This window comes from Sphingomonas faeni (genome assembly GCF_040407505.1).
Classification (GTDB): domain Bacteria; phylum Pseudomonadota; class Alphaproteobacteria; order Sphingomonadales; family Sphingomonadaceae; genus Sphingomonas; species Sphingomonas faeni_E.
Genome location: NZ_JAPZPQ010000010.1, coordinates 1 through 24,425 on the forward strand (window position 1 = coordinate 1; position 24,425 = coordinate 24,425).

The window sequence follows — 24,425 nt, forward strand, 5'->3', positions numbered from 1 at the left end:
GGTGCACCCAGAGCGATTCGAACGCCCGACCCTCAGATTCGTAGTCTGATGCTCTATCCAGCTGAGCTATGGGTGCACTGGAGGGGCGCTGATAGCAGGCATTTTCGGGGGCGCAAGGGTTTGCCGCGATAAAGTTGTGTCGCGCGGCGCGGACGCATAGAGCGGCGAGCATGAAACTCGCCGCTCCGCTCCGCTCGCTGTCGCTACTCGCCCTGCTCGCGGCGTCCGCGTGCAGCAAGGATACCACCGCCTATCCGTCGCTCGGCTTGCGCCCGGTCGAGAAGCTCGGATTCGCCGAGCCCGAGGTGAAGACCGCGGTGGCCGCGCCCGATCCAGCGCTCGATGCGGATCTCCGGACAATCTCGGGCAAGCTCGATGCGATTGCCGCCGGCTTCACGCGCGACGCAGCCAAGACCGAGGCCCTCGCACGGACCGCACGCGGCGCCGCAGTCGGCAGCGACGCATGGCTCGCGGCCCAAACCGCTCTCGCCGGTCTCGACGACTGGCGCGCACAATCGTCCGCACTAGTGACCGATATCGAGCAACGCGCCACCGACCGCGCCGCCAAGCTGCAGCCCGACTATCCCGCGCTGGCCGCGATCCGCGACAAGGCACAGGCGGAAAACGATCGCCAAGGCGCCACGATCACGCGCATCCAGGCAAGCCTCCCAGCCGCTTGATCCGTTGCTGATCCTCTGCCGACAGGGAGGAGGATCAGACGGCTAGAACCCCTTCAGCAACGGCAGGATCGTCGAATAATCGTCAGTCCATGCGGTGAAGCCCTTGCGCGGCACCAGCGGCGCCCACTCAACATCACCCGCTCGCAACGCGGCAATCGCACGCGGATCGCGCGACAACGCCGCCCAGTCCGACGCCGATGCCCGATCGACCAGCAAGCTCGACGGGCGGTATTTCAGCTCGACCGCACTCCACCCGCCCTCGCGCGCCGCCGCCGCGATCACCGGCTCCAGATCGATGAACCGGTTGGAGATGTGCACCAGCAACAGGCCGTTTCGCGACAGCACCCGGCCATAGGTCGCGAACGCCTCGCGCGTCATCAGGTGCATCGGTACCGAATCCGAAGAGAACGCATCGAGCGCGAGCAGGTCGAGACTATCCGCCGCATCATGCGACAGCGCGATCCGCGCATCGCCCATCCGGATTTCCGACTTGGGCAGGCACCGCGACAGATAGGTGAACTGCCCGGTATCGCGCGCGATCCGTACCACGGCCGGGTCGATCTCGTAGAACCGCCAGCGCTGCCCCGGTCGGGCGTAGCAGGAAAGCGTCCCCGTCCCGAGCCCGACCACACCGATCCGCGCCTGCGGGCCGTACAAGGCAGGCGCGGCTCGCATCGCCTGCCCCACGCCCGATCCGACCGCGTAATAGGTCGTCGGCGTCCGCTCGCGCTCAGGCGAACCGCGCAACTGGATGCCGTGCACCGTTGTCCCATGATCGAGTTCGCGCGTGCCGCCGTTCGGCCCCGGCGTGTTGCGCACGGTATAGACGCCGAAATAACTCCGCACCCGCGCGCCCGGATCGAGCGAGAACTCGAGCGACCGATACCCGCCGAACAGTACCAACGCACCCGCCAGTACGACCATGTACGGCCGCCGCGCGCCGATCGCGACGAATCCGATCGCCGCTATCACCAGGAAGACGAGGCCCTGCCGCCCCTCGCCGAACACGCCATCGGGATTGCCGATCCGCAACCCGGTAAGGATGACCAACGCGCAGACGATCGCGAGCAACGCGACGTGTTTCGCCGGTCCCTTGCCCATCCACAGCGCGCGGAACCGTCCGAACAGATACATCTGCGGCACGAGCGCGCCCGCCGCGAGGATCAGCAGCGGATACTCATACGTCCAGTCGAACACCACCGGCGCCACCAGCGCAGCGAACACGCCGCCAAGTGCCCCACCCGCCGACATCGCAAGATAGAAGCCGGTCAGTCGATCGGGCGCCGGCCGCTTGCGATACAGTGCCGTGTGCAGCGCCACCGAGATCATGAACAACAGCACCAGCGCGATCCCCGCGCTGAAGAACGGCCGCTCGTTGACCCCGCCCATGATGACCCCGCCGAACAGCAGGATCGTGATCGGCGCGATCCGCGTCAGCAGGTCGGCGAGCCAGCGATCGTTCGCAAACGCCACGCTGAAGCTCAGCAGATACAGCCCGAGCGGGATCACCCATAGCAGCGGCATCGCAACGATATCGGTGGTGATATAGGTCGACGTCGCCAGCATCATTCCCGACGGCACGAGCGCCAACCCGATCCAATGCGCGATCCGCCGCGCGCCCGGCGGCGCGCTGGTTGCGGCAACATGATCGACTGCTGCGGTCTTCGGCAGACGCGTGGCGCAGGCGAGCACCAGCACGATCAGCAGCAGATACCCGCCGCTCCACAACAAGCTCTGGCCGTGCACCGCCATCAGCGGCTCGACCAGCAACGGGTACGCGATCAGCCCCGCGAAACTGCCGAGGTTCGACGCGGCATACAGCGCATACGGATCGCCGCCGCCACTCGCCGCACTGAACCAGCGCTGGATCAGCGGCGCCTGCGCGGATACCGCAAAAAACAACGGCCCGATCGACAATCCGAGCAGCCATGGCACCCACAAGGCCGGCAACGCGTCCGCCGGCAGGTCCATGGCGATCAACCCGATCGGCAACCACAACGCCGCAGCGATCAGCACCCCAAGGTGGATCGCCGCCTGCGCCCGCGGTCGGACACGTCCGAGCCAATGCGCATACGCATAGCCCGCGAGCAGCAACGCCTGGTACACCAGCATCGCCGAGTTCCACACCGCCGGCGCGCCCCCCAGCCGCGGCAACGCCATCCGCGCCACCATCGGCTGGACGAGGAACAGCAGGAACGACCCCGTCAGGATCGTCGCCACGAACATCGTCCGGCACCAGCGCGCCATCAGCGGCTGGTCTTCGATCGATACGGTCTCAGACATAAGCGGGGCAGTCGATCCGGTAGAGGATGTGGCGGCGAAGCGGGTCATCTTCGGCGAGCTTCGGGTGATCGAAATCGCCGTCGACCACGCGGGTCATCCCGAGCCGCTCCATGAGCGCGCGGCTGGCCGCGTTTGCCGGGACGGTGATCGCCCAGACCGTCGGCAAGTCCATCTCACGCCAACTCCAGGCGAGGGAAGCCTCCGCGGCCTCCCGCGCATAGCCCTGCCCCCACTCGGTCTGGACAAGGCTCCAGCCGATCTCGGGTTTCCCCTCGATCGGCGTACCGACCGGGCCCGGCTTGATCCCGCACCAGCCGATGAACCCGCCGGTATCCCGTCGTTCGAGCGCCCAGAAGCACGCGCCATAGTCGGCGAACATCGCCTTTTGGCGTGCCACCACCGCGACGGAGTCGGCCGGCGACGGCGCCGACCCCAGATACGCCATCACTGCCGAATCGGCGCACATCGCATGATGCAAGGCGGCATCGTCATCACGCCAGCCGCGCAAGATCAGCCGTTCGGTCTCGATCATCCGCCGAGCAATTTCGCCGCATGCGCCGCGTGATAGGTCAGCACACCCGAGCAGCCGGCGCGCTTGAACGACATCAGCGTCTCGAGCACCATCACGTCGCGCTCCGCCGCGCCAGCTGCGACGGCGTGCTCGATCATCGCGTATTCGCCCGACACCTGGTACGCGAACACCGGCACCTCGAACGCCTGTCGCACGCGGACGATGATGTCGAGATACGGCAGGCCGGGCTTGACCATCACCGTGTCGGCGCCCTCCGCCAGGTCCATCGCGACCTCGCGCAAGGCCTCTTCGGCATTGGCGTTGTCCATCTGGTACGTCTTCTTGTCGCCCTTCAGCAGCCCCCGCGAACCGACCGCATCGCGGAACGGGCCATAGAACGCGCTGGCGTACTTGGCCGCGTAGGACATGATCTGGACGTTGTGGTGCGACTCCGCCTCGAGCGCGCTGCGGATCATGCCGATCCGGCCGTCCATCATGTCCGACGGCGCGATGATATCGGCGCCCGCGTTCGCCTGGTTGAGCGCCTGCGCGACGAGCATCTCGGCGGTCGTGTCGTTGACGACATAGCCAGCCGCGTCGACCAGCCCGTCATGGCCGTGGCTCGTATAGGGATCGAGCGCGACGTCGGTCAGCACGCCGACCTCGGGCGCCGCGTCTTTCAGCGCACGGATTGCTTGGCACATCAGGTTGTCGGGGTTGAGCGCCTCCCGCCCGTCCTCGGTCCGGCGCTCGACCTGCGTGTACGGGAATAGCGCGATGCACGGGATGCCGAGGTCGCGCGCCTCGCGCCCCCGCGCGACGATCCCGTCGACCGACCAGCGCGACACGCCGGGCAGGCTGGCGATCGGTTGCTCGACGCCGGCTCCCTCGGTCACGAACAGCGGCCAGATCAGGTCGGCGGGAGTCAGCACGGTCTCGGCATGGAGGCGGCGGCTCCAGGCGGAGGCGCGGGTGCGACGAAGGCGAAGCGCGGGATAGCTTGCGGTCATGCGGCGGGCTTTGCGGGATGCGCGGCGACGGATCAAGTTTTACGGGAGAAGCGTTACGGGTGCGAAACCGCATGCCGTGCGTTGGGGGCCTTATGTCGAACGATACGATCACGTCCGCCGCGCTCGTCGTCAATGCCAAGTCGCGCAAGGGCCAGAAGCTGTTCAAGCGCGCGTGTGCGGCGATGTCGGGGCTGCCCTATGAGGTCGACGCGCATGCCGTCGAGGATCCGAAGGACCTGGAGGCGACGGTATTGCGGGCGCTCGCGAAGAAGCCGGACCTGCTGATCCTCGGCGGCGGCGACGGTACGGTCAGCGGGTTGGTCGACTTGATGGTGGGTCACGACGTGATCCTTGGCGTCCTGCCGCTCGGCACCGCCAACAGTTTCGCCCGCACGCTCGGCATTCCGCTGAATATCGAGGGCGCGGTGGAGGTGATCCGGACCGGCAAGCCACGTCGCATCGATCTCGGCATGATCGACGGCGATTATTTCGCGAACTGCGCGGCGATGGGCATCAGTCCGAAGATCGCCGAGACGGTCCCGCACGGGTTGAAGAAGATCTTCGGCAAGGTCGGCTATCTGGCGTGGGCGACGTATCAATACATGCGCTTCCGCCCGTTCACGCTGATCGTCGGCGAGGGCCCGACCGCGGTAAAGATCCGCGTCGTCGAGGTGCGGATCTCGAACGGGCCGTATCACGGCGGCACCGAGCTGGTCGACGCGGCGGCGGTCGATTCGGGCGAGATCGTCGTGCAGGCGGTGATGGGGCATGTGAAGCGGCGACTGGTGCAGAACTGGTATGCCAGCGTGTTCCGGCTCGAGTCCCGCCACGAAAAGGTGCGCGATTTTCGGGGGAAGAGCCTGAAAATCAACACGATCCCGCCGTTGCCGATCTCGATCGATGGCGAGGTGCTGGCGAAGACGCCGGTAACGGCAAAGGTCGCGGCTGGGATCATCCGAGTTATGGCGCCCGCCTGAGGGCCCTCGACTAGCGGCACCACCCACCCCCTTGTTCTCCCGCGAAGGCGGGAGCCCAGACTGGGTACCCGCCTTCGCGGGGAAACAATTTAGTGGAGGGGTGACCTATCCTCACACCACCCCGGCGAAGGCCGGGGCCCAATTGGACAGGCCGGAGTAACCGCTGGCGGTCCTACGTTAGCAACGTTCCCCAATTGGGCCCCGGCCTCCGCCGGGGTGGAACTGGGTGGCCTTACTTCGCCCGCCGCACCGTCAAAATCTTAACCGGCGCAGCGATCATCTGCCCCTTCATCACCCCAACCCCGGCAGTCGGCGACGTCGGCGCAGCAAGAATGCGCTTCACCACGTCCATCCCCTCCACCACATGCCCAAACGCCGCGAACCCCGCCGTATCCCCACTCCCCGCCGGATTAGCATCGAGCGATAACACCGGCCCGACCGTGATGAAGAAATCCGCCGTAGCGCTCCCCGGCGCAAACCGTGCCATCGAGATCGTCCCATCGACATGCGACAGCCCGGTCTGGCTGGTCGGCTCATGCTTCACCGGCGGCAACAACCGCTTCACCTCGCCCTGCGGCCCGCCCTGGATCAACCCAGCGTCCGCCCCCAGCTTCATCGCCCGGTAGAACGTCACCCCGTCGAGCCGCTTCTGGTCGACATACCGCAGGAAGTTCGAAGTCGTCAGCGGCGCACGCTCCTTCTCCAGCGCCAGCGTGATCGGCCCCTCGCTCGTCGTCATCACGATCGAGACGGTCGCAGGAGCAACGGGCGGCGACGCCGGCGGAGCCTCCTGCGCGGAGACGGAAACCGCGCCGAGGACGGCAAGAGCGAGCGTGACGAATCTGGAAATCATACCCCACGCTACCGCGTCCTCCACTCGCTGTCAGCGGCCCCGCGACACGATATTGCGCGCGGCAAAGTTTTGCTTGGGTTTGCACGCCCGCACGCAATGCGTATCCGGGAAGCGATGACCGATCTCGCCATTCTCTACGAGCACCCGCTCTGGTTCGAACCGCTGTTCGCCGCCCTCGATCGCCGTGGCGTCGACTTCTCGCGCGCCAAACCCGACGGCTTCTGGAACCCCGCCGACCAGAGCGCCCCCGCCCCCATCGTCTTCAACCGCATCGCGATGTCGAGCTTCCTGCGCAACGACGAGCATCCGATCTTCGACACGATGGCGATGCTCGATCATTGGCGCCGCACCGGCGCGCGCGTGATCAACGGCACAGACGTCCTCGCGATCGACGCCTCCAAGGCGCGGCAATTGTCGCTGATCGCCTCGCTCGGCCTCGCAATCCCCGAGACGCGCGTCGTCCACCGCGCCGCCGACGTCGTCCCGGCCGCGCAGACGCTCCGCTTCCCATTGGTCGTGAAGGCGAACATCGGCGGATCGGGCGCCGGCATAATCCGCTTCGACAGCCTCGAAGAGTTGCGCACCGCCGTAGCCGACGCCGGCCTCCCAAGCAGCGTCGACGGCGTGCTGCTGGTCCAGGAATACGTTCCCGTCCGCGACGGCGCGATCACCCGGATCGAGACGCTCGACCGCAAGTTCCTCTACGCGATCGAAGTCGCAGGCGGCGGCGCATTCGATCTCTGCCCGGCAGATGCGTGCGTCGTCCCCGGCTCGGGCATCAAGATGGCCGCGGTCGAGCCCTCGCAGACCTTGAAGGGCGCCGCCGAAGCGATCGCCCGCGCGGTCGATCTCGACGTCGGCGGCGTGGAAGTAATGATCGACGACCGCGACGGCGTCGCGCGCTTCTACGACATCAACGCACTGTCGAACTTCGTCGCCAAGCCCCTCGAAATGCTCGGCTGGGATCCGCACGACCGCCTCGTCGATTACCTGATCGAACAAATCGAAAAGGCCCGCTGATGCGCTATGGTTACTGGACTCCCGTCTTCGGCGGCTGGCTTCGCAACGTCCCCGACGAGGGCATGGAGGCGAGCTGGGCCTACACCAAGGCGCTGACGCAGAATGCCGAGCGCTGGGGCTACGACCTGACGCTGATCGCCGAGCTGAACCTCAACGACATCAAGGGTATCGAACAGCCCGCACTCGATGCATGGTCGACCGCGGCGGCGCTGGCGGCGGTGACCGACAACATCGAGCTGATGGTCGCGGTCCGCCCGAACTTCCACCACCCCGCGCTGTTCGCCAAGGCGGCGGCGAACATCGACCGGATCTCGGGCGGGCGGCTGGCGCTCAACGTCGTGTCGTCCTGGTGGGCGGACGAGGCGAAGCAATACGGCCTCCAGTTCGACCAGCACGACGATCGCTACGCGCGCACCGCCGAGTGGCTGACCGTCGTCGACGGGCTGTGGACGCAGAAGCGGTTCGACTTCGCGGGCCAGTTCTACACCACCGAACAGGCGATCTGCTCGCCCAAGCCCGCCAAGCGCCCGACCGTCTACGCCGGCGGCGAAAGCGAGAAGGCCAAGGCGATGATCGCCGCGCAGTGCGACGCCTATGTCATGCACGGCGACCCCGCCGACGCTATCGCCCCGAAGATCGCCGACATGGCCGCGCGACGCGAAGCAGCTGGCGGCGCGCCGATGCAATACGGCATGGCCGCCTACGCGATCGTCCGCGACAGCGAAGCCGAGGCTAAGCGCGAGCTCGAACGCATCACCAGCGTCACCGAACTCCCCGCGGGCTATGCGAATTTCGACCAGTGGCTGTCGGGCACGCAGCTCGAACGCGAGCTGAAGATCCAGGAATACTCCGTCTCCAACCGCGGCCTGCGTCCTAATCTGGTCGGCACGCCCGAGCAGTTGAAGGAGCGTGTCGCGGAGTACGAAGCCGCCGGTCTCGACCTGCTGCTGCTCCAGATGAGCCCGCAGGCCGAGGAAATGGAGCGGTTCGCCGCGCAGGTCATGGGCACCGCATGATCCGCCTCACCGACGTCGTTAAAACCTACCCGGCAAGCGAAGCGGCGGCCCTAGACGGCGTATCGCTGGAAATCCCGGCGCGCGGCGTATTCGGCGTCATCGGCCAGTCCGGCGCAGGCAAGTCGACGCTGATCCGCCTTATCAACGCGCTCGAACGCCCGACGTTGGGCCGGGTCGAGGTCGATGGCGTCGACGTCGCGGCACTGTCGGCGGCGGACCTGCGCGCGCTGCGCCGCCGGATCGGCATGATCTTCCAGAACTTCGGCCTGCTGTCGTCGCGCACGGTCGCGGCAAACGTGGCGTTCCCGCTCGTGCTCGCGGGCGTATCCAAAGCCGAACGCGAGACCAAGGTAGCCGCACTGCTCGACCGCGTAGGCCTGGCCGATCACGCCGCCAAATACCCTGCCCAACTCTCCGGCGGCCAGAAACAGCGCGTCGGCATAGCCCGCGCGCTCGCCACCGACCCCGACATCCTGCTCTGCGACGAAGCGACCAGCGCGCTGGATCCCGAAACCACCCGCTCGGTCCTCACCCTTCTCCGAGAGCTGAACCGAGACCTCGGCCTGACGATTGTCCTGATCACGCACGAAATGGACGTCGTCCGCTATGTCTGCGACCGCGTCGCCGTCCTCGAACGCGGCCGCATCGTCGAAACCGGCGAGGTTACCGCCATCTTCGCCAACGCCACTCACCCCGCGACACGGCGCATGCTGGCGGCGCTGGCGGCATGAGCTTCTTCGCCAACATCGACTGGTCGGACATCGGCCAGGCGTGCCTCGACACGCTGATCATGCTCGGCGGATCGCTGATCCTCACGATCGTGTTCGGCCTGCCGCTCGGTGTCCTGCTCTACCTCACCGACCGCGGCCGCCTGTCGCAGAACCGAATCGCCAACGCCGTGCTCGGGATCATCGTCAACATCCTTCGCTCGGTCCCCTTCATCATCCTTCTGATCGTGATGATCCCGCTCACCGTGATGCTCGTCGGCACCTCGCTAGGCGTCGCCGGCGCGATCCCGCCGCTCGTCGTCGGCGCGGCGCCGTTCTACGCGCGCCTCGTCGAAGGATCGCTCAAGGAAGTCGACCGCACCACGATCGAGGCGGTGCAGGCGATGGGCGCCACCACGCGCCAGATCGTCACCGGCGCGCTGATCCCCGAGGCGCTGCCCGGCCTTATCGCAGGCGCCACCGTCACCGCGGTCGCGCTCGTCTCGTTCACCGCGATGGCGGGCGTGGTTGGCGCAGGGGGCCTCGGCGATCTCGCGATCCGGTTCGGCTATCAGCGTTTCCAGACCGACGTGATGGTCGTCACCGTCGTGCTGCTGGTCGTGCTCGTCCAGATCATCCAATATGCCGGCGACGCGCTCGCCCGCCACTTCACCCGCCGCTAGGAATCGCCATGAACCGCCGCATTTTGCTCGCCTCGTTCTCGCTGCTCGCGCTCGCCGCCTGCGGTGGCACCAAAACCAACGACGGCAAGACGCTGACCGTCGCCGCGACCGCCGTGCCGCATGCCGAAATCCTGGAGTCGATCAAGCCGACGCTCGCCAAGGAAGGCGTCGACCTCCAGATCCGCGTCTTCAACGACTACGTCCAGCCCAACCTCCAGGTCGAGCAGAAGCAGATCGACGTCAGCTATTTCGAGACCAAGCCGTATCTCGACGAGTTCAACGCTTCACGCGGCACGCATCTGGTGACCTATGCCGGCGTCCACGTCGAACCGCTCGGCGCCTATTCGCGCAAGTGGAAGTCGATCGCGCAGATCCCGAACGGCGCGACGGTCGCGATCCCGAACGAGCCGAGCAACGGTGGCCGCGCGCTGCTGCTGCTGCAGAAGGCCGGGCTGATCACGCTGAAGAACCCGACCAATCCGTTGTCGAGCCTCAACGACATCGCCACCAACCCGAAGAACCTGCAGTTCAAGGAACTGGAGGGCGCCACCCTGCCCCGCACGCTCGGCGAGGTCGATCTCGCGCTGATCAACACCAACTATGCGCTCGACGCGAAGCTCAACCCGGTCCGCGACGCGCTCGCGATCGAGGACAAGAACAGCCCCTACGTCAATTTCGTCGTCGGCCTGCCGGGCGGCGAGAAGGACACGCGCGTCGTGAAACTGATCGCCGCGTTGCGCAGCCCGGCGACCAAGACCTTCATCGAACAGCATTATCGAGGTGCGGTGCTCCCGGCGTTCTGATACCGGCGCGGCCTCGTTAGCGTAATCCCTGAGGCTCCATGACGGTCGTCGCCGCGTATCTCTATCGCCATGGCAAACGCGTCCGCGCGGTCTCGATCGACGAAAAGGTCGATTGCCCCGCGGATCGCTCCGAGTTCGTCTGGATCGGCATCTGCGACCCGACCGACGCCGAGATGCGGACGCTGAAGGACCAGTATAACCTTCACCCGCTGGCTGTGGAGGACGCGATCAAGGCTGACCAGCTGCCCAAGGTCGACGTCTATGGCGATCAGCTCTTCGTCGTCGCCCGCACCGCCCAGCTCGAGGACGACAAGATCGCATATGGCGAAACCGCGATCTTCGTCGGCCACAGTCACATCATCAGCGTCCGCCACGGCTCGGCACGCTCGCACAAGGCACTCCGCGAACAGCTCGAAGCCGCGCCTACGTTGCTGATCAACGGCGTCGATTACGTCCTCCACGCGATTCTCGACTACGTCGTCGACGGCTATCTCCCGATCGTCGAAAGCATCGAGGACGAGGTGCTGGCGATGGAACAACGCACGATCGACGCGTTTCTCGGCCGTGACGAGATCGTCCGCATCTTCGGGCTCCGACGCGAGATGATCCGCTTCCAGCGCATCCTCGGACCCATGGGCGAGGTCGCGGGCAAGATCGTCCGCCTCGACCTCCCCTGCATCGACACCGAGGCGAAACCGTATTTCAGCGACGTGCTCGATCACGTCCGCCGCGTCCAGACGATGGTCGAGGGCCTGCGCGAAGTGCTGACGTCGGTGTTCGAATTCAGCAACCTGCTCGAACAACAACGCACCGGCGCGATCACCCGCCAGCTCGCCGCCTGGGCCGCGATCCTCGCCGTCCCCACCGCGATCGCCGGGATCTACGGCATGAACTTCGAGAACATGCCCGAGCTGAAGACGGAATACGGGTATTTCGTCGTGCTGGGCGTGATCGCGGTCGTCTGCGCCGCGCTGTACGTGAAGTTCAAACAGGCGAAGTGGCTGTAGACCCGCGGATCGACCTGATCGTCATTTCAGTCGGGTGGTCAGATACTGCTTCCCCCCCGGCGAAGGCCGGGGCCCAATTGGGGGCCGCCAATGACGGGCGTTACGCTCCGTTACTGCGACCTTTCCAATTGGACCCCGGCCTCCGCCGGGGGGGGGGGGGTAGGTACTGGAATGGAAGAAGGTAAGCTCAAACCTTAACGAGCATCTTCCCCGTATTCCCACCAGAGAACAACCCCAGGAACGCATCCGGCATCGTCTCGAGCCCCTCGTGCACCGTCTCCTGACGCTTCAGCGTCCCCGCCGCCAGCATCCCGCCCATGTCCTTGTAGAACTCCTCGGCGCGATTCATGTAGTCGCTGACGATAAACCCGCGGATCTGCACGCGGTTACCGATCAGCCGCGCGAGATACTTCAGCTGCGTCGCCGCGCCGCTGTTGTACACGTCGATCATCCCGCACACCGCGAACCGCGCATGCATGTTCGCATGCGCCAGCGCCGCGTCGAGATGCTCGCCGCCGACGTTGTCGAAATACACGTCGATACCTTTCGGAGCAGCCTCGCCGAGCGCCTTCACCACCGGCACGTCGCTCTTATAGTCGATCACCGCATCCGCACCGAGCGACTTCACCCACGCGCATTTCTCCGCGCCGCCGGCCGACCCGATCACCGTCATGCCCTTGGCCTTGGCGACCTGTACGACGGTCGATCCGACCGCACCCGCCGCCGCCGACACGAACACCGTGTCGCCAGCCTTGGCTTCGGCGACCTGGAGCAGGCCAAAATACCCGGTCATCCCCGGCATGCCGAGCTGACCCAGAAACGCCTGCGGAGGCACGTCGAGCGCGGGCAGCTTCTGCACCTGTGCGGCGGGGATCACCGCCTCGTCGCGCCACCCCCCCATGTGCAGCACCATGTCGCCGACCTTGATGCCGTCGTCGTTGCTCTCGACCACTTCGCCGACCGCGCCGCCCTGCATCGCCTCGCCCAACGCGAACGGCGGGACATAGCTTTTCACGTCGTTCATTCGCCCGCGCATGTACGGGTCGACCGACAGCCAGCGATTGGCGATCCGCACCTCGCCGGCGCCGAGCGCGGCCGTGTCGAGATCAATCATGGCGAAGTCGGTATGCTTCGGCATGCCTTGCGGACGTGCCTTCAGGCTCCATGCACGGGCCATAAACTTGCTCCTGTCTTGATTATTCGTGTTGCGGGTATGGCGAAACACACACTCAACGCAACCTACAAAAAGGCCCGGACGTGTCCGCCCGGGCCCCTTTCCGGCTGACATCATGCGACGCCAGCCAACGCTTTCAACAAGTTAGTACGTGGTCGAACCCGACTTGCCGAGCGCGTCCGACGTTGTGCCAGTGGTGGTGCCGCCGGTGGTCGTGCCCGTGGTCGATGCCGTGCCGGTCCCGGTGCTACCCGTCTGCGAGCTCGAAGCATAACCGCTGGTGCCGACATCCTTCTTGTCGCCGCCGGTGCGATCGCCGTAGTCGAACATCGCCGAGTTGCGCTCTTCTTCCTTCCACGCCGCCTTGGCCTCATCGGCCGACTTCGACAGCGTCACCTTGCCGTCGACGGTCTTGATCCAGCGCGACGGGATCGAATGGTGCACACCGCCCGCATCGCGGTCGTTCTTGGTCAGCAGGATCCGGTCGCCCTTCACCTTGTCGACCGTGCCGACATGGCTGCCGTCAGACCCGACCACTTCCATATGCTCGGTAACCTGCGACAGCGAGCTACGCTGACCCTGGCGCTCATTGCGCCACGACGAGAACTCGTTTTCGAACTTCGAGCGGTTCTCGTTGCGATACTCGTCATAATCACGGTCAAGCGCTGCGATCTGCGTGCTACGCCAGCTATGGTAATGGTCGTCATGCGTGTTCGACGACCGATTGCCGAACGCGCGGTTATCGGAGTTGCCATAGGACCGCTCGTCATAGCGCGCATCGGCTTCGCGGCGGCGCTCGGCCTCATCGTCACCGAACCACGAGCGAACTTCGTCGCCTGCGCGCGCGATGAACCCACGATCGTCATAGTCATAGCCCTGTGGCTGGCGACCATAGTCACGCCCCTCGTTTCGGCTGCCGCCGCGCGAGAAGTTGCGGTTATCGTCATCGGCGTCGCGGTTGCGACCTACGTCCTCGAAGCGGCGGCCGTCCGATGCATAGCTGCCGTGATATTCTGTATCGCCCGAACCCTGGCTGCGCTGGCCGTAGGACTGTTGCCCATAGCCCTGGCCGGAGCGCTGCTGGCCATAGCCCTGCTGCCCGTAATCCTGCTGGCCATATCCCTGGCCGTAACGCGACTGGCCATAGCGATCGCCGCCCGAGGGTTGCGAGCGGTCATTGTGGCCGCCGTAATAATCACGACCACCTTGCTCGCGACCATATTGGTCGCCGCGTCCCTGGTCGTCACGCCCCTGATATCCCTGGCCGCGGCCGCCACGGTTGTCGTCGCGATCATATTCGCCGGCGGCTTCATATTCACGCGCGCTGGAACGACCATAGCCGCCACCGTCTGCGCGGAAATCGCGACCGTAATCGTTCGAATTCGGCCGACCGTAATAGTCGCCCGACTGGCGATCTCGGGTGTTGCGTTCGTAGACCATAGGAACCTCCTAATTGCTGTCCTGCGGCTGCCGGCCCCGTCGATCGCGGGGTCGTACATTCCGAGGACTACAAGCGCCAAACTGGCGGAATGTTCCTGCGATTGCGGCGGCTTGACGGCGACACGACGCTGCGTTGCGACGACGCGCCGGAGGTCAGTTGGCGCGGTCGCACCAACCCGGTTGCAACGCCCAAATCGAGCCGCTAGATCACCATCCTGGCCTATGGCCAACTGCGCGGGGCCGTAGCTCAGATGGGAGAGCGCTGCAATCGCACTGCAGAGGTCAAGGGTTCGATTCCCTTCGGCTCCACCAGCGCAAGATACTCAAATTATTCGGCATGTCGTAATCAGCTATACCCGCGTTGAGGTCTCTACAACCACCCTGGCATCATGCTGGTATTGCATCTCACTTATAGGGTGTCCCTGTCGGCAAGGCATAATCGCGACTTAAGCTACTACGCGAGGTGGCCGAGTTGCCGCTCCGAAGCACCGCCGAACAACGTCCGCGATGATCCGCGTGGCATCGGTTATTACCAGTCGCTGCTTGATTTCGTCGAACTCGTAACGATCCAGAAGCGGCACCAATGCTGCATTCACAAACGAAGATGGGACATCCGTGACACCGGCCAGCGATAGGGTGACGCGTGGTTCCCGCGTAAGGGCGGAGGCTACGAGGCCGTAAATTACCGCTCCGTCCTCGTGAGTGTAACAGTGCGGGACATGATCCAGAGCTACTATTACCATTCCAATTCCTCCCGACTTACGTCGTCTCCTACAAAGCAATCTGTCCTGAGACGGATATCCACCAGCGTTCCAGGGTAACTCCCGTTCCCCAGTGTGGCGATCCGTTCCGGTCGGCCATCACTACCACGTTTAGCAAAAAGCCGCCCGGAAAATGAATATATGGTCACCTCACCCTGATTGGCAGTGACGTTATCAATCAGCAGATCTAGTCCGACCCCTCGATTGTTAGGCCGACTCATCGCAGACACGCCCGCGCGGGAGGCCTGCAAAATCGCCGCTGCATCATTCATTGGCCCGACCCGTTCACGAATCGTGGACGGTATCCCTCTCCCAAAATCCGATAGGGTCACCCTGACGTCGCCTAACTTTGGATAATGCTGAGCATGAACGAAACCAATATTCAGGGCAGAATGATCACGTATGTTATTGAAGATTTCGCCGACGCATGTGCGGATACTCCCGACGGCTTCCGGAACGACACCTAGCACTCTGCTTATCCACGGGGCAAATGTATACTCTAGCCAGCCAAACGAATGTGCCAACTCTACTCGCTCAAAAGGTAGCGTCGTGGATCGAACGGCACACGACGAGTCTAAGGCGCAGCCCAGATATTGGCGGAAAAAGCCGCACGAATCTAAATAGGATATCGGTACCTTGTTGGCTTCGTCGTGGTTCGTGAAATGTACGCCGACTCCACAAGCAATAAGCCACTCAATCGTGTTGCAGAACACCGTTAAGCCCGATCCGTCAATGAACCGAAGGCCTCTGAAATCGAAAGTTACGAATTCACTTATTGGCTCACCTTCCGAATTAATGACCGGCCTTGTGAACCAGTACAAAGTACCGAAATTAAAGTAGGGTGGGAGGGACACGATCGTGTTCATGCCCGCTGCGTATAGTGACATCACCGAGGCATCAACCTTATGCCGTTCGGACCGCTTTCCTCAACTCAACGCCGTAGTCGATTGGCCGCCAGCGCAACGACGTTGGCATCATGTTTATAACGCACATGAGAATCGGTGAACTCGCCTGCCGGCTCCCAGAACGCCTCTGTCAAAGCAGTGACTTCGCGCAGGTTCTTTCGGGGCGCACATGGGTATAGCTTGCACCTGCCCCCCCTGCTTGCTGTGTCCGGTAGTTGCATCGATCTGCGCTTCGGCCACGCTCGGCGCTTATGCCACAAGTGGATTGTATCCCATCACACGACAAGCGCGCGGTCGGTCAAGGCTCCAGACCATCGAGGCTCAACATCAACCCGAGTGCGGAAAGTACCGCCATCGCCTTACCAAGCTGGATCGTCGGCTTGCCCGCTTCGAGCTTGATTACGAACCGCGTGCCCACGCCCGCGACACCGGCGAGTTCCTCCTGGCGCAGGCCTTGCGCCTTGCGGGCGGCGCGGACTGCGGCGCCAAGTTCGTGCGTCGTGGCGAAGCTTTTAAATATCATCCTGATCGGGAAGATAGCGGATACCCGCCTCGACACGACAAACCATTCTTCCCGATCGGGAATAAAAGACATGGGGTTCAATTAAGGAGCCTCAAGATCCCGATCGGTAACATCGTCAAGACGGATCGCGCCTATCACTTCTCAATGTCCGGTGCCCCTGCCAGCGCCTGAGGTCGGATCATTAGCTAACGGGGAGGTGGCGATCCAGCCGGGCGTGCAGAAGCTTTATCAATGCCGGGTCCATGAACGCATAGTCGTCCGGTATGTCGAGGCAGATCATGCGCTTACCGTTGAGCGACGATCGAAACCGTTGCTGCAACTTCCTGCGGTGGATTTTCTCCATCACGACGATGACATCGGCCCACCTGACCAGCTCCGAGGTCAGCAGGTTCTCGGCATCGTTGTTCGTACCAGCGGAGTCGACCTCGAGATCGGGGCGCGACGCGAAGACCTGTTCGGCGGTCGGGCTGCGGAGGCGGTTTTGACTGAACACGAACAGAATCTTCTTCACTCAACCGCACCTCAAGGTCGACTTATTTTCGATCACGACCGCGTATCGGTCGGCATCGTCGTGGCACGCATCATACGTCTATGGCGACCGCTCGCCCAGCAGGAGGACATGAGGGAGACCGAACGCCGCGGGATCGTTGTCGAGCCTCACAGGGAGCCACGCAGCAATGAAACTCGACCAGATCTCCACCGAAATCGCCGCCGAGATCCAGGCCGACGCAAAGGCTGTCGAGAACGCGGCGGACGCAAAGACGCCCGGTCTAACACCCGGACCGTTCGGGATGGCGATCGCGATGGTCGATGGCTCGTTGATCCGGGCAGGATCACCCGAAACCTTCCCGATCCAGAGCATCTCGAAGGTTTTTGCGCTCAGCCTGGCGCTGGAGAAGCTTGGCGATACGGTGTTCGAACGAGTCGGGCGCGAGCCCTCGGGCGATCCGTTCAACTCGGTGATCGATCTTGAGCGAACCCAAGGCATTCCGCGCAATCCGTTCATCAACGCCGGCGCGTTGGTCGTCGTCGACATGCTGGTCGAGCAGTTCGGCGATAGTGCCCGGGATGCCGTGCTCGATCTCGTGAAGGGCGGGATCAAAGATGCTACGTCGAAAGCGGCGGTGATGCTCGACCCGGAGGTATTGAACGAGGGCGGCGACCTCAACCGCGCGATGCTTCATTTTATGATGCATCACGACAATGTCTGCTCGCCGATCGACGCGATCATGGACGCTTATGCGCGGCAGTGCGCCGTCAGCGTGGATTGCGTCGGGCTTGCACAGGCCGGATGCTACCTGGCCGATACGCGCATGGCTGCCAACGCTACGGACGATCGCGCCAAGCGCATGCGAACGACGCTCGCGCTGATGATGACGTGCGGCCATTACGACGGTTCGGGCGACTTCGCCGTCCGTGTCGGCCTTCCCGCCAAGAGCGGCGTTGGCGGCGGCATCCTGGCGATCGCGCCCGGCATTGCCTCGATTGCGGTGTGGTCGCCCAATCTGGACCAGCACGGCAATTCGATGCTCGGCGTGCGTGCGCTCGAGATGCTCAACGCGCGCACCGGCTGGTCCGTCTTTGGTCCACCGGTCGACTGAAAGGAGCGCCTCCGCACATGCTTGCCGCCGAAGCGAACCTAGCACATGATCCCTGAAAAGGGGGAACGCGCGTGAACAAGTGGGTGCTGATATTGGCGCTGATCATCGCAACGCCTATCGAGGCGCGGGACCTTAGCGTGCCGGCCGACAAGGGCTGGAAACATGCCGAAACCGGCCTGATCCTTATGCCGCAACTGGCCGGTCTTTCGCGCACCACGCTCACCGATGCGACCGAGACCGAGCATGACGTGGCTGCGCAATATGACGTGGCGGACAAGAGCGTGTTCGCGACAATTTACCTCTTCCACCCGGCAATTCCCGACGTGGCGTTGTGGTTCGATCGGTCGCAGACCGCACTCGAAACCCGCGACATCTTCCGCCATGCCGCCCCGGCGAGCGCCGATCCGATTGCCTTCGCCGCAGCGAACAGCGGGACGGCAACGTCCCTGCGCCAGGTATATGCCACACCCGGCGGCGCATATCGGAGCACCGCCCTCTCGGTCATACCGGTTGGCGAATGGATCGTCAGCATCCGCATGAGTGCGAAGACACTGACAGCGGACCAGCTCAACGCCAGCCTGCAACAGGTGATCAAGGCCGTCCGTTGGCCGCCCCCCACTACGACCGCAACCATCGCGGCCGCGCCCGTCAAGACTTGCGCCACGCCGCTGACCTTCACCAAGGCCAAACAGGCCAAACCGAACGGTGGCGACCTGCTGATGTCCCTGATGGCCAGCACCATGGCAGCGAAGGCAAAAACGGAGGAGAAGCCGACTCCGCCCGTGCCACAACCGAGCTGGTGTCGTGACGGCAGCGCGAGCACCGAATACGGCGTGTATCGGTCGAGCGCGAGCTCGGGTGGTTACATCATGGCACTCTACGATGCTGGTCGGGTCGTCAGCGTCTATCCTTCGGTGATGGGCCAGATCGACAAGAGCGGGACCTATGCGGTGTCGTTGGAGGATGTCGAAGGCACGACGTCCGTCTTTCCGTCGTTCACAGCCCTGCCCTCGCCCAAGCAGGTGTGGGATCTGGTCGGAAGCGGCAAACGCAGCGGTACGATGAAGGGCAAGCAGATGACGATCGATCCGAAAGCTTTCTGACCAGGGCGCCTGCTCGAATTGAGGGTCAGCCTCCCTTCGTTGGGTCATCAGCCACGCTCGCTTCGCGCATCGCTCGAACGCGACCATACTGGATGGGGAGGGTACATGGCATACAAAACAAGCCCGGTTTGGCTGCGTGGATGCGGGACGGCATCCGCAGTAATCGCAAGATAGTAGAGCTCCCAACGCGATAAGGCAGGCTAATCATCACGTTCTCATTGGGGCAATCGGCTCCGAGCTATATGAGAGTAACTTACGGGCTATGGTCGAACTGTAATCACATGGGTGGTCGTGGCTTGCTTGGTTCGCTGGCGGGCACGACGCGGCGCATCGGTGGTGACGCGTGCCGAATCCTGGTATCGCCGATGCGTCGATTTTGTCTTTTTGATGCCTATAATGCCAACAATAACCCATGGTTTCTACGGTTTTTGCTAGAAACGGTCGCATTCGTAATGCGGGGATAAGATGATCGATTATCTTGAGTGCCACGCCAAAGTTCGTTTGAATGATCGGCTTGGGGCGAATCTACGCTTCTCGTTTACTAATGCGCCAAGGGAAGACAGATAACGAAGGTAGTTAACTCGCTACCCAATATACTTAGACTGCCCTTTTGAACTTCAATTAGAGAACGGGATATTGCGAGCCCGAGGCCAGTCCCGCCTGAATCGCGCTTGGTTGTGAAGAAGGGCTCGAACAGCCGCTTTCGATCAGCGGGTGGAACGCCGGGTCCGTCGTCATTCACTCGAATTTCCAATTGAGTATCCGTCGCCAACAACTGGATTTTCACGGATTTTGCGCCTGCCTGCCTACTGTTTTCCAGTAGCGTCCCGAGTACGACTTCCAAAGTCGTTGCTGGTGCAGTTACAAAGGCCAGCACGTCCGAGCCCACGATTTCGATAAAGAAACCAGCCGTTCGCGAAGCCTCTACAACCCGCGTTACTACTTGAGCGGCATCGGTTCTTTCTTCGCCCGGCTCCGCCATGTCGGCGCGTGCGAGATCGAGCAGCCGCGTGACCAGCAGCGCGAGACGGCGGGCATCCGCATCGGCGTTCGCGAGGAAACGACGTCGATCCTCCGGCGCCATGTCCGGGTGATCCTGAAGCAATTCGACCGCGCCGCGGATGCCGGCAAGCGGGGTCTTGAACTCGTGGCTGACCGCGTGGGCGAAATCACGCAGATAGCGCGAACGACGCTCGATGGCCGCCGCCATCACCGCAAAATCGGCGTAGAGACCCTGGATCTCGATCGCCGCGGTCGGTGGCGGATCGGGGACACGACCGCGTCCGCTAGCGACTGCGCGCGTCGCCGCGCCGAGTTGTTCGATCGGGCGCGTCACGCCGCGGGAGATGATGCCGCTCAGCACCACCAGCATCCCGAAGATCGCGGCGATACCAAGCGCTATCTTGCCGCGATCTTCGTACAGGCCCCTGAACAGCGCGCGCGCCGACCGTGACAGCAGGAGCACGCCCACCACGCGGTCGCCGACGATGATCGGGAGCGCGTAATGGACGCGGATCGCTGCGGCTCGGGACAGCCATTCGAAGCGGTACGTCGCGCGGTATGCCCCGTTGCGGCGGAGCACGGTCGTGGCGCGCCCAGCAAGTGCTGCGGCAACTTCGGGGAGTGCGGCGTAGCTGCCGACGGCCGAACTTCCGGCGACGATGCTGCCGTTGCGATCGAGGAGGATGATCGAGGCCAGCGTGGTGGACCGCGTCGCGTCCAAGATCGGCGAAAGGAGCGTGGCGGCGACTACCGCATCGGGCGATGATCTAGGGCCAGCCGCGACCGGTGGCCGCTCTGCACGAATCGGCGTCGTGCTGAGGTCGATGCCGGATGCGGGCGCCTGCACGTAGGGGTTGTCGTCGACTGTAACCTCGTGATGCGCAACACGACCGGGCGGTGCGGCAGGCCAGAGCGCCGCAGCGGTCGCGGACAGCGCCGCACCCTGCGCGATCAGCTCGGCCTCGGTCTGGCGCACGAGCGTGTTCTCGTAGACGCGCAGGAACACCGCACCGAAACCTGGGAGCGCGGCGACCAGAAACAGCGTCGCGAACAAGATCGTGCGCAACCGCAACCGGGGCCAGTGGCGTTTTGCCCAGTCCTTGACCCTGCCGATCACGCGCCTCTGCACGATCCGAGACGATAGCCGATCCCTGCCCGCGTCTCGATCAGGTCGTCGGCGCCAGCCTTCGCGAACTTGCCGCGCAGATTGCGGATGTGGCTGTCGATCGTCCGGTCGGTGACCGCGAAACCGGGGCCATGCAGCCGGTCGATGATCGCGTCGCGACTGAACACCCGACCCGGCATCGACGCGAGAAGCCGCAGTATCTGGAACTCGGTCACGGTCAGCGCGATCTCGATCTCATTCCAGAGCGCGCGCCAACCTTCCAGGTCGAGCCGCAACCGACCGTGCGACACGTTGCGCCCGTCCTCGACGTTCGGTGCCCGCGCTGCGGTACGACGCAGGATCGCCATGACGCGCGCTACCACCTCGCGCGGCGAGAAGGGCTTCACCACATAATCATCGGCGCCGAGTTCGATGCCGAGCACCCGGTCGATCTCGTCGTCGCGGCTCGACAGGAAGAGGATCGGTATGTCCGCCCTGCCCTCTGCACCACGAAGGCGTCGACACACCTCCAGCCCATCCATCCGCGGCATGTTGATGTCGAGCACGACCAGGTCGGGCGCATGCGTCTCGACGAGCGCCAGCGCGGCCTCGCCGTCCGCCGCCTCGATCGCGCCGAGCCCGGCCTTGTCGAACGCGAACACGAGCAGCTGGCGGATATGAGGATCGTCGTCGACGACCAGGATGGTGCGAGGCATCGGGCACAGGATCATTGTTGCGCACCCAGCGTCAACGGCTTTGGTGCAGGAATGCCAGGCGAAGGCATCTGCGGCGCTGGAGCGGACGACGGCGCTGACGGACCCTCCACCGAGAGCGGCGGCAGGATCAGCCCGGCGCAGTTCCGTCCGTCCGGCGCGGACTGCAAACGCGGTGCATTGGTACCGAACATCGCCCGGACGGTCGCAAGCCGTCTTGCATTGCGCGGCGTCCAGCGACGCCAATCGGCTTGCGCGTCCGCAGTTTCGGTCTGGTTTTCCCACCGCAGATAGGCCAGCCGGTCGCGCAGACCGGCTCGTTTCGCATGCCGCTCCAGCATCGCCAGCGAGACCAGCGACGATGACCCCAGCCGCGCCATATAGCAGAGGTCGAGCGGCGGTCCCGCCTTGCCTCTGGCGAGCGTCGTGCGGACATTCCACGCCGCGGCGGTCGCGCCAAGATCGACGACGCTCGCCGCCACCAAAACCGTGACAGCCGCCAGCGCATTGGCGTTGATCAGCCACGCCGCCGACTTGCGTGCCAACAGTCGCCAGCCGATCAGCGCCAGTCCCGTGGCCACGAGGCCCATCCACGCAAGCGCGGACAGTCGCAGTACCGTCATCCCGTAGGCGTCGACATAATCGAGCGTTCGCAATGCACTCGACGCGACCAGCAGCAGGTTCTGCACGATCCACACCGTCACCAGCCGCCGCACCAGCGGGCTCGCCGCGGCAGCACTGCCCGGACGTAATGCAAGCAGTACGAACATAGCGGCGAGCAATGCGGTCACGATCAACGAATACGCGCCCCGATGCGCATAGTCCGCCATCGTCACGCCCGCAGGCAGTCCCGCGCCGCTCCAGAGGAAAGCGATGTCGAGCGCATTCTCGACTGCGAAAATCGCATTGAACGTCACGAGCGAAAGGATCAGCGTCGCGACCCCCGGCTCGAACGCCATGCCGATCGAGCGTTCGTCGATACGCGATGCCCGCGTCGTGCGCCGACTTGGCCGCAAGCTTGCCCAGACCGTAACCAGCACACAGAGCCCGAACACCGTCCGCCATGTCACCGCCCACGGATCCGGCAGCACGATCCGCGAGAATGCCTGACCGATCAGCGGATTGGCGTTAGCGAACAGCCCAACGAAAACCGCGCCGCCCACCAAGGGCAAGGCGACGACAGCCCCGATCGCGCGGATGCCGCCGGAGGGCGGCCCTCGACGCTGGTGGACCATCGACAGCCGCGCAGCATCCTTCAGCGGCGCAACGACGGCGGACATCGCGTGCCAGCCAAGCCTGCGCATCCAAGCGAGCGCATCGTCGAACCGGTGGCGCGGCAGGAGCGCGGCAAGCGAGATCGCCGTCCAGAACAGAACCCAGCCAAGGACGCTCGGATCGTCGACGAGCACCACCGCCAATCCGGCGCCGGCAATCAATGCCAGTAGCGCCGCCCCGTCGTTCCAGATCACCCTACGCGTCAGGACCAGGGCGATGATCCAGGCGAATGCAAACCCACCCACGACCGCGCCATTGCCATCGGCGATCAGTATCTCCGCCAGGACGATCAGCGCCAGGGCAGAGCCGAGCTTGGCCACCAGACTTCCATGACGATTCATCTCGCACTCCCCGATTGTCGAGGATTGGCTTTGCCGTGGCTCTGTGATCATCTGATCGCGAGGTCCGTGTGCAGTCCGTTCGCTTGTCGTGCAGATCCTGTGCAGAGGATGGATCGAAACCCGGCCGATCTCCCGCAACCCGCGTTGCGAACGCCTCGGCGTAGAGCTAGCCTCGCTCCGGGGAGTATCGACGCATGGAGTGCAAAGACCGGATCGGTCGGCGTTTCGTAACGAAGCGTTGTCGTCTGTCCGCTACCTGTTCGCCGATGCAGAACCAGAGTCCTCTCCAGCGCCACGGCCCATGTTCGCGATCTTCCTGACGCCCGCCTACGCGCCCTTCGCGATCGCGTTCGTCATTATGATCGGGATCGGGCTGATCGAGGCGATCGGCCTCGGGCTCGGCCATCTCGATCTCCACGCGGACGTCCATGCCGAAGCGGATGGCGGCGGTGTGCTCGACTGGCTCGGGCTCGGCCATGAACTGCCGATCCTGATCTGGCTGACCTCACTGCTTGGCTGCTTCACGCTGGCCGGGATCGCCATCCAGCAGGGCGCGACCGCGCTGGCCGGCGCCCCGCTGCACTGGGGCCTCGCCTCGGGCAGTGCATTGATCGCCGGCAGCCTGCTCAACACGCTCGCCGCCAACGGCCTCGCCCGGATCATGCCCGGCTTCGAGACCAGCGTGATCTCGACCGACGACTTCCTGCGGCGCCGCGGTACGATCCTCGAAGGCACCGCCCGCCGCGGATCGCCGGCCCGCGCAAAGATCGTCGACCAGCACGGGCAGGCGCATTTCATCATGGTCGAGCCGCACGACGACACCGACGCGATCGCCGCTGGCGAGACCGCGCTGATCGTCCGCCGCGACGGCAAACTCTTCTACGCACTGCCCGAAGCCAACGCGCTTTTGCGGTCGATCTAACCAACGCATA

The 24,425-nt window shown here is 64.2% G+C and carries 24 protein-coding genes and 2 tRNA genes; 12 read left to right on the plus strand and 14 right to left on the minus strand.

The window, feature by feature from the left end; genetic code table 11:
• Positions 1 to 2: 2 nt before the first annotated feature.
• Positions 3 to 76 (minus strand) — tRNA-Arg (locus O6X71_RS19585).
• Between the two features lie 94 nt (positions 77 to 170).
• Between O6X71_RS19585 and O6X71_RS19590 the strand changes: the two genes are divergently transcribed.
• Entirely contained in the window at positions 171 to 680 is a 510-nt protein-coding gene (locus tag O6X71_RS19590) for a hypothetical protein (RefSeq protein ID WP_353467353.1), read from the plus strand.
• A 42-nt stretch (positions 681 to 722) separates the two neighbouring features.
• On the opposite strand, the gene O6X71_RS19595 is transcribed toward O6X71_RS19590, so the two are convergent.
• Genes O6X71_RS19595 through hemB form a run of 3 tightly spaced genes read right to left on the minus strand, consistent with a single transcriptional unit; the run spans position 723 to position 4,484 of the window.
• The gene (locus tag O6X71_RS19595) at positions 723 to 2,963 is read right to left on the minus strand and encodes a spermidine synthase (RefSeq protein WP_353467354.1); all 2,241 of its coding nucleotides are present in this window, start codon (positions 2,961 to 2,963) and stop codon (positions 723 to 725) included.
• On the minus strand, positions 2,956 to 3,495 hold the full coding sequence (locus O6X71_RS19600; RefSeq protein WP_353467355.1) for a GNAT family N-acetyltransferase: 540 nt from the start codon (positions 3,493 to 3,495) through the stop codon (positions 2,956 to 2,958). The genes O6X71_RS19595 and O6X71_RS19600 overlap by 8 nt, the downstream gene beginning before the upstream one ends.
• On the minus strand, positions 3,492 to 4,484 hold the full coding sequence (hemB, locus tag O6X71_RS19605; RefSeq protein WP_133031746.1) for a porphobilinogen synthase: 993 nt from the start codon (positions 4,482 to 4,484) through the stop codon (positions 3,492 to 3,494). Before hemB ends, O6X71_RS19600 begins: the two co-directional genes overlap by 4 nt.
• Before the next feature lie 92 nt (positions 4,485 to 4,576).
• Here hemB and O6X71_RS19610 point away from each other — a divergent pair, with 92 nt between their 5' ends.
• Positions 4,577 to 5,461: a diacylglycerol/lipid kinase family protein gene (locus O6X71_RS19610; RefSeq protein WP_192974499.1), complete on the plus strand. Its 885-nt coding sequence runs from the start codon at positions 4,577 to 4,579 to the stop codon at positions 5,459 to 5,461.
• Between the two features lie 232 nt (positions 5,462 to 5,693).
• On the opposite strand, the gene O6X71_RS19615 is transcribed toward O6X71_RS19610, so the two are convergent.
• Positions 5,694 to 6,314: a peptidylprolyl isomerase gene (locus tag O6X71_RS19615; protein WP_353467356.1), complete on the minus strand. Its 621-nt coding sequence runs from the start codon at positions 6,312 to 6,314 to the stop codon at positions 5,694 to 5,696.
• A 114-nt stretch (positions 6,315 to 6,428) separates the two neighbouring features.
• On the opposite strand from O6X71_RS19615, the gene O6X71_RS19620 reads away from it, so the two are divergent.
• From O6X71_RS19620 to O6X71_RS19645, 6 genes are read left to right on the plus strand one after another with little or no spacing between them, the layout of a single operon-like run.
• Entirely contained in the window at positions 6,429 to 7,334 is a 906-nt protein-coding gene (locus O6X71_RS19620; protein WP_353467357.1) for an ATP-grasp domain-containing protein, read from the plus strand.
• Positions 7,334 to 8,350: an LLM class flavin-dependent oxidoreductase gene (locus tag O6X71_RS19625; RefSeq protein WP_353467358.1), complete on the plus strand. Its 1,017-nt coding sequence runs from the start codon at positions 7,334 to 7,336 to the stop codon at positions 8,348 to 8,350. Before O6X71_RS19620 ends, O6X71_RS19625 begins: the two co-directional genes overlap by 1 nt.
• Positions 8,347 to 9,081, plus strand: coding sequence for a methionine ABC transporter ATP-binding protein (locus O6X71_RS19630; protein ID WP_353467359.1), 735 nt, complete (start codon positions 8,347 to 8,349; stop codon positions 9,079 to 9,081). The genes O6X71_RS19625 and O6X71_RS19630 overlap by 4 nt, the downstream gene beginning before the upstream one ends.
• Entirely contained in the window at positions 9,078 to 9,740 is a 663-nt protein-coding gene (locus O6X71_RS19635) for a methionine ABC transporter permease (protein ID WP_353467360.1), read from the plus strand. The genes O6X71_RS19630 and O6X71_RS19635 overlap by 4 nt, the downstream gene beginning before the upstream one ends.
• Positions 9,741 to 9,748: 8 nt before the next feature.
• Positions 9,749 to 10,543 carry a MetQ/NlpA family ABC transporter substrate-binding protein gene (locus O6X71_RS19640; protein WP_353467361.1) on the plus strand — a complete coding sequence of 265 codons (795 nt, stop codon included), beginning with the start codon at positions 9,749 to 9,751 and terminating at the stop codon, positions 10,541 to 10,543.
• Between the two features lie 38 nt (positions 10,544 to 10,581).
• Complete coding sequence (locus O6X71_RS19645; RefSeq protein ID WP_333928462.1) at positions 10,582 to 11,550, plus strand: magnesium and cobalt transport protein CorA; 969 nt, start codon at positions 10,582 to 10,584, stop codon at positions 11,548 to 11,550.
• Positions 11,551 to 11,737: 187 nt separating this feature from the next.
• On the opposite strand, the gene O6X71_RS19650 is transcribed toward O6X71_RS19645, so the two are convergent.
• Positions 11,738 to 12,727 carry an NADP-dependent oxidoreductase gene (locus tag O6X71_RS19650; RefSeq protein ID WP_353467362.1) on the minus strand — a complete coding sequence of 330 codons (990 nt, stop codon included), beginning with the start codon at positions 12,725 to 12,727 and terminating at the stop codon, positions 11,738 to 11,740.
• A 141-nt stretch (positions 12,728 to 12,868) separates the two neighbouring features.
• Positions 12,869 to 14,164 carry a DUF2171 domain-containing protein gene (locus O6X71_RS19655; protein ID WP_353467363.1) on the minus strand — a complete coding sequence of 432 codons (1,296 nt, stop codon included), beginning with the start codon at positions 14,162 to 14,164 and terminating at the stop codon, positions 12,869 to 12,871.
• A gap of 236 nt (positions 14,165 to 14,400) precedes the next feature.
• Here O6X71_RS19655 and O6X71_RS19660 point away from each other — a divergent pair.
• Positions 14,401 to 14,476 (plus strand) — tRNA-Ala (locus O6X71_RS19660).
• Between the two features lie 134 nt (positions 14,477 to 14,610).
• On the opposite strand, the gene O6X71_RS19665 is transcribed toward O6X71_RS19660, so the two are convergent.
• The 4 genes from O6X71_RS19665 to O6X71_RS19680 all read right to left on the minus strand — a co-directional run bounded on the left by O6X71_RS19665 (position 14,611) and on the right by O6X71_RS19680 (position 16,864).
• Positions 14,611 to 14,907, minus strand: coding sequence for an STAS-like domain-containing protein (locus tag O6X71_RS19665; protein ID WP_353467364.1), 297 nt, complete (start codon positions 14,905 to 14,907; stop codon positions 14,611 to 14,613).
• Positions 14,901 to 15,791, minus strand: coding sequence for a hypothetical protein (locus tag O6X71_RS19670; protein WP_353467365.1), 891 nt, complete (start codon positions 15,789 to 15,791; stop codon positions 14,901 to 14,903). Before O6X71_RS19670 ends, O6X71_RS19665 begins: the two co-directional genes overlap by 7 nt.
• A 337-nt stretch (positions 15,792 to 16,128) precedes the next feature.
• Positions 16,129 to 16,353, minus strand: a complete 225-nt coding sequence (locus tag O6X71_RS19675; RefSeq protein WP_353467366.1) for a helix-turn-helix transcriptional regulator — start codon at positions 16,351 to 16,353, stop codon at positions 16,129 to 16,131.
• 181 nt (positions 16,354 to 16,534) lie between these two features.
• The gene (locus O6X71_RS19680; RefSeq protein ID WP_353467367.1) at positions 16,535 to 16,864 is read right to left on the minus strand and encodes a low molecular weight protein tyrosine phosphatase family protein; all 330 of its coding nucleotides are present in this window, start codon (positions 16,862 to 16,864) and stop codon (positions 16,535 to 16,537) included.
• A gap of 166 nt (positions 16,865 to 17,030) precedes the next feature.
• Here O6X71_RS19680 and glsA point away from each other — a divergent pair, with 166 nt between their 5' ends.
• Positions 17,031 to 17,954, plus strand: coding sequence for a glutaminase A (gene glsA, locus O6X71_RS19685; RefSeq protein ID WP_353467368.1), 924 nt, complete (start codon positions 17,031 to 17,033; stop codon positions 17,952 to 17,954).
• Positions 17,955 to 18,025: 71 nt separating this feature from the next.
• Positions 18,026 to 19,057 (plus strand): hypothetical protein, encoded by a 1,032-nt coding sequence (locus O6X71_RS19690; RefSeq protein ID WP_353467369.1) that lies wholly within the window; start codon positions 18,026 to 18,028, stop codon positions 19,055 to 19,057.
• Positions 19,058 to 19,598: 541 nt separating this feature from the next.
• Here the strand turns inward: O6X71_RS19690 and O6X71_RS19695 are convergent.
• The 3 genes from O6X71_RS19695 to O6X71_RS19705 are packed head-to-tail and all read right to left on the minus strand — an operon-like array spanning position 19,599 to position 23,493.
• Positions 19,599 to 21,176, minus strand: a complete 1,578-nt coding sequence (locus O6X71_RS19695) for a sensor histidine kinase (RefSeq protein WP_353467370.1) — start codon at positions 21,174 to 21,176, stop codon at positions 19,599 to 19,601.
• Positions 21,173 to 21,880, minus strand: a complete 708-nt coding sequence (locus tag O6X71_RS19700) for a response regulator transcription factor (protein WP_353467371.1) — start codon at positions 21,878 to 21,880, stop codon at positions 21,173 to 21,175. The genes O6X71_RS19695 and O6X71_RS19700 overlap by 4 nt, the downstream gene beginning before the upstream one ends.
• Positions 21,881 to 21,891: 11 nt before the next feature.
• Complete coding sequence (locus tag O6X71_RS19705; RefSeq protein ID WP_353467372.1) at positions 21,892 to 23,493, minus strand: DUF4153 domain-containing protein; 1,602 nt, start codon at positions 23,491 to 23,493, stop codon at positions 21,892 to 21,894.
• 301 nt (positions 23,494 to 23,794) lie between these two features.
• On the opposite strand from O6X71_RS19705, the gene O6X71_RS19710 reads away from it, so the two are divergent.
• Positions 23,795 to 24,415, plus strand: a complete 621-nt coding sequence (locus O6X71_RS19710; protein ID WP_353467373.1) for an OB-fold-containig protein — start codon at positions 23,795 to 23,797, stop codon at positions 24,413 to 24,415.
• Positions 24,416 to 24,425: the final 10 nt, after the last annotated feature.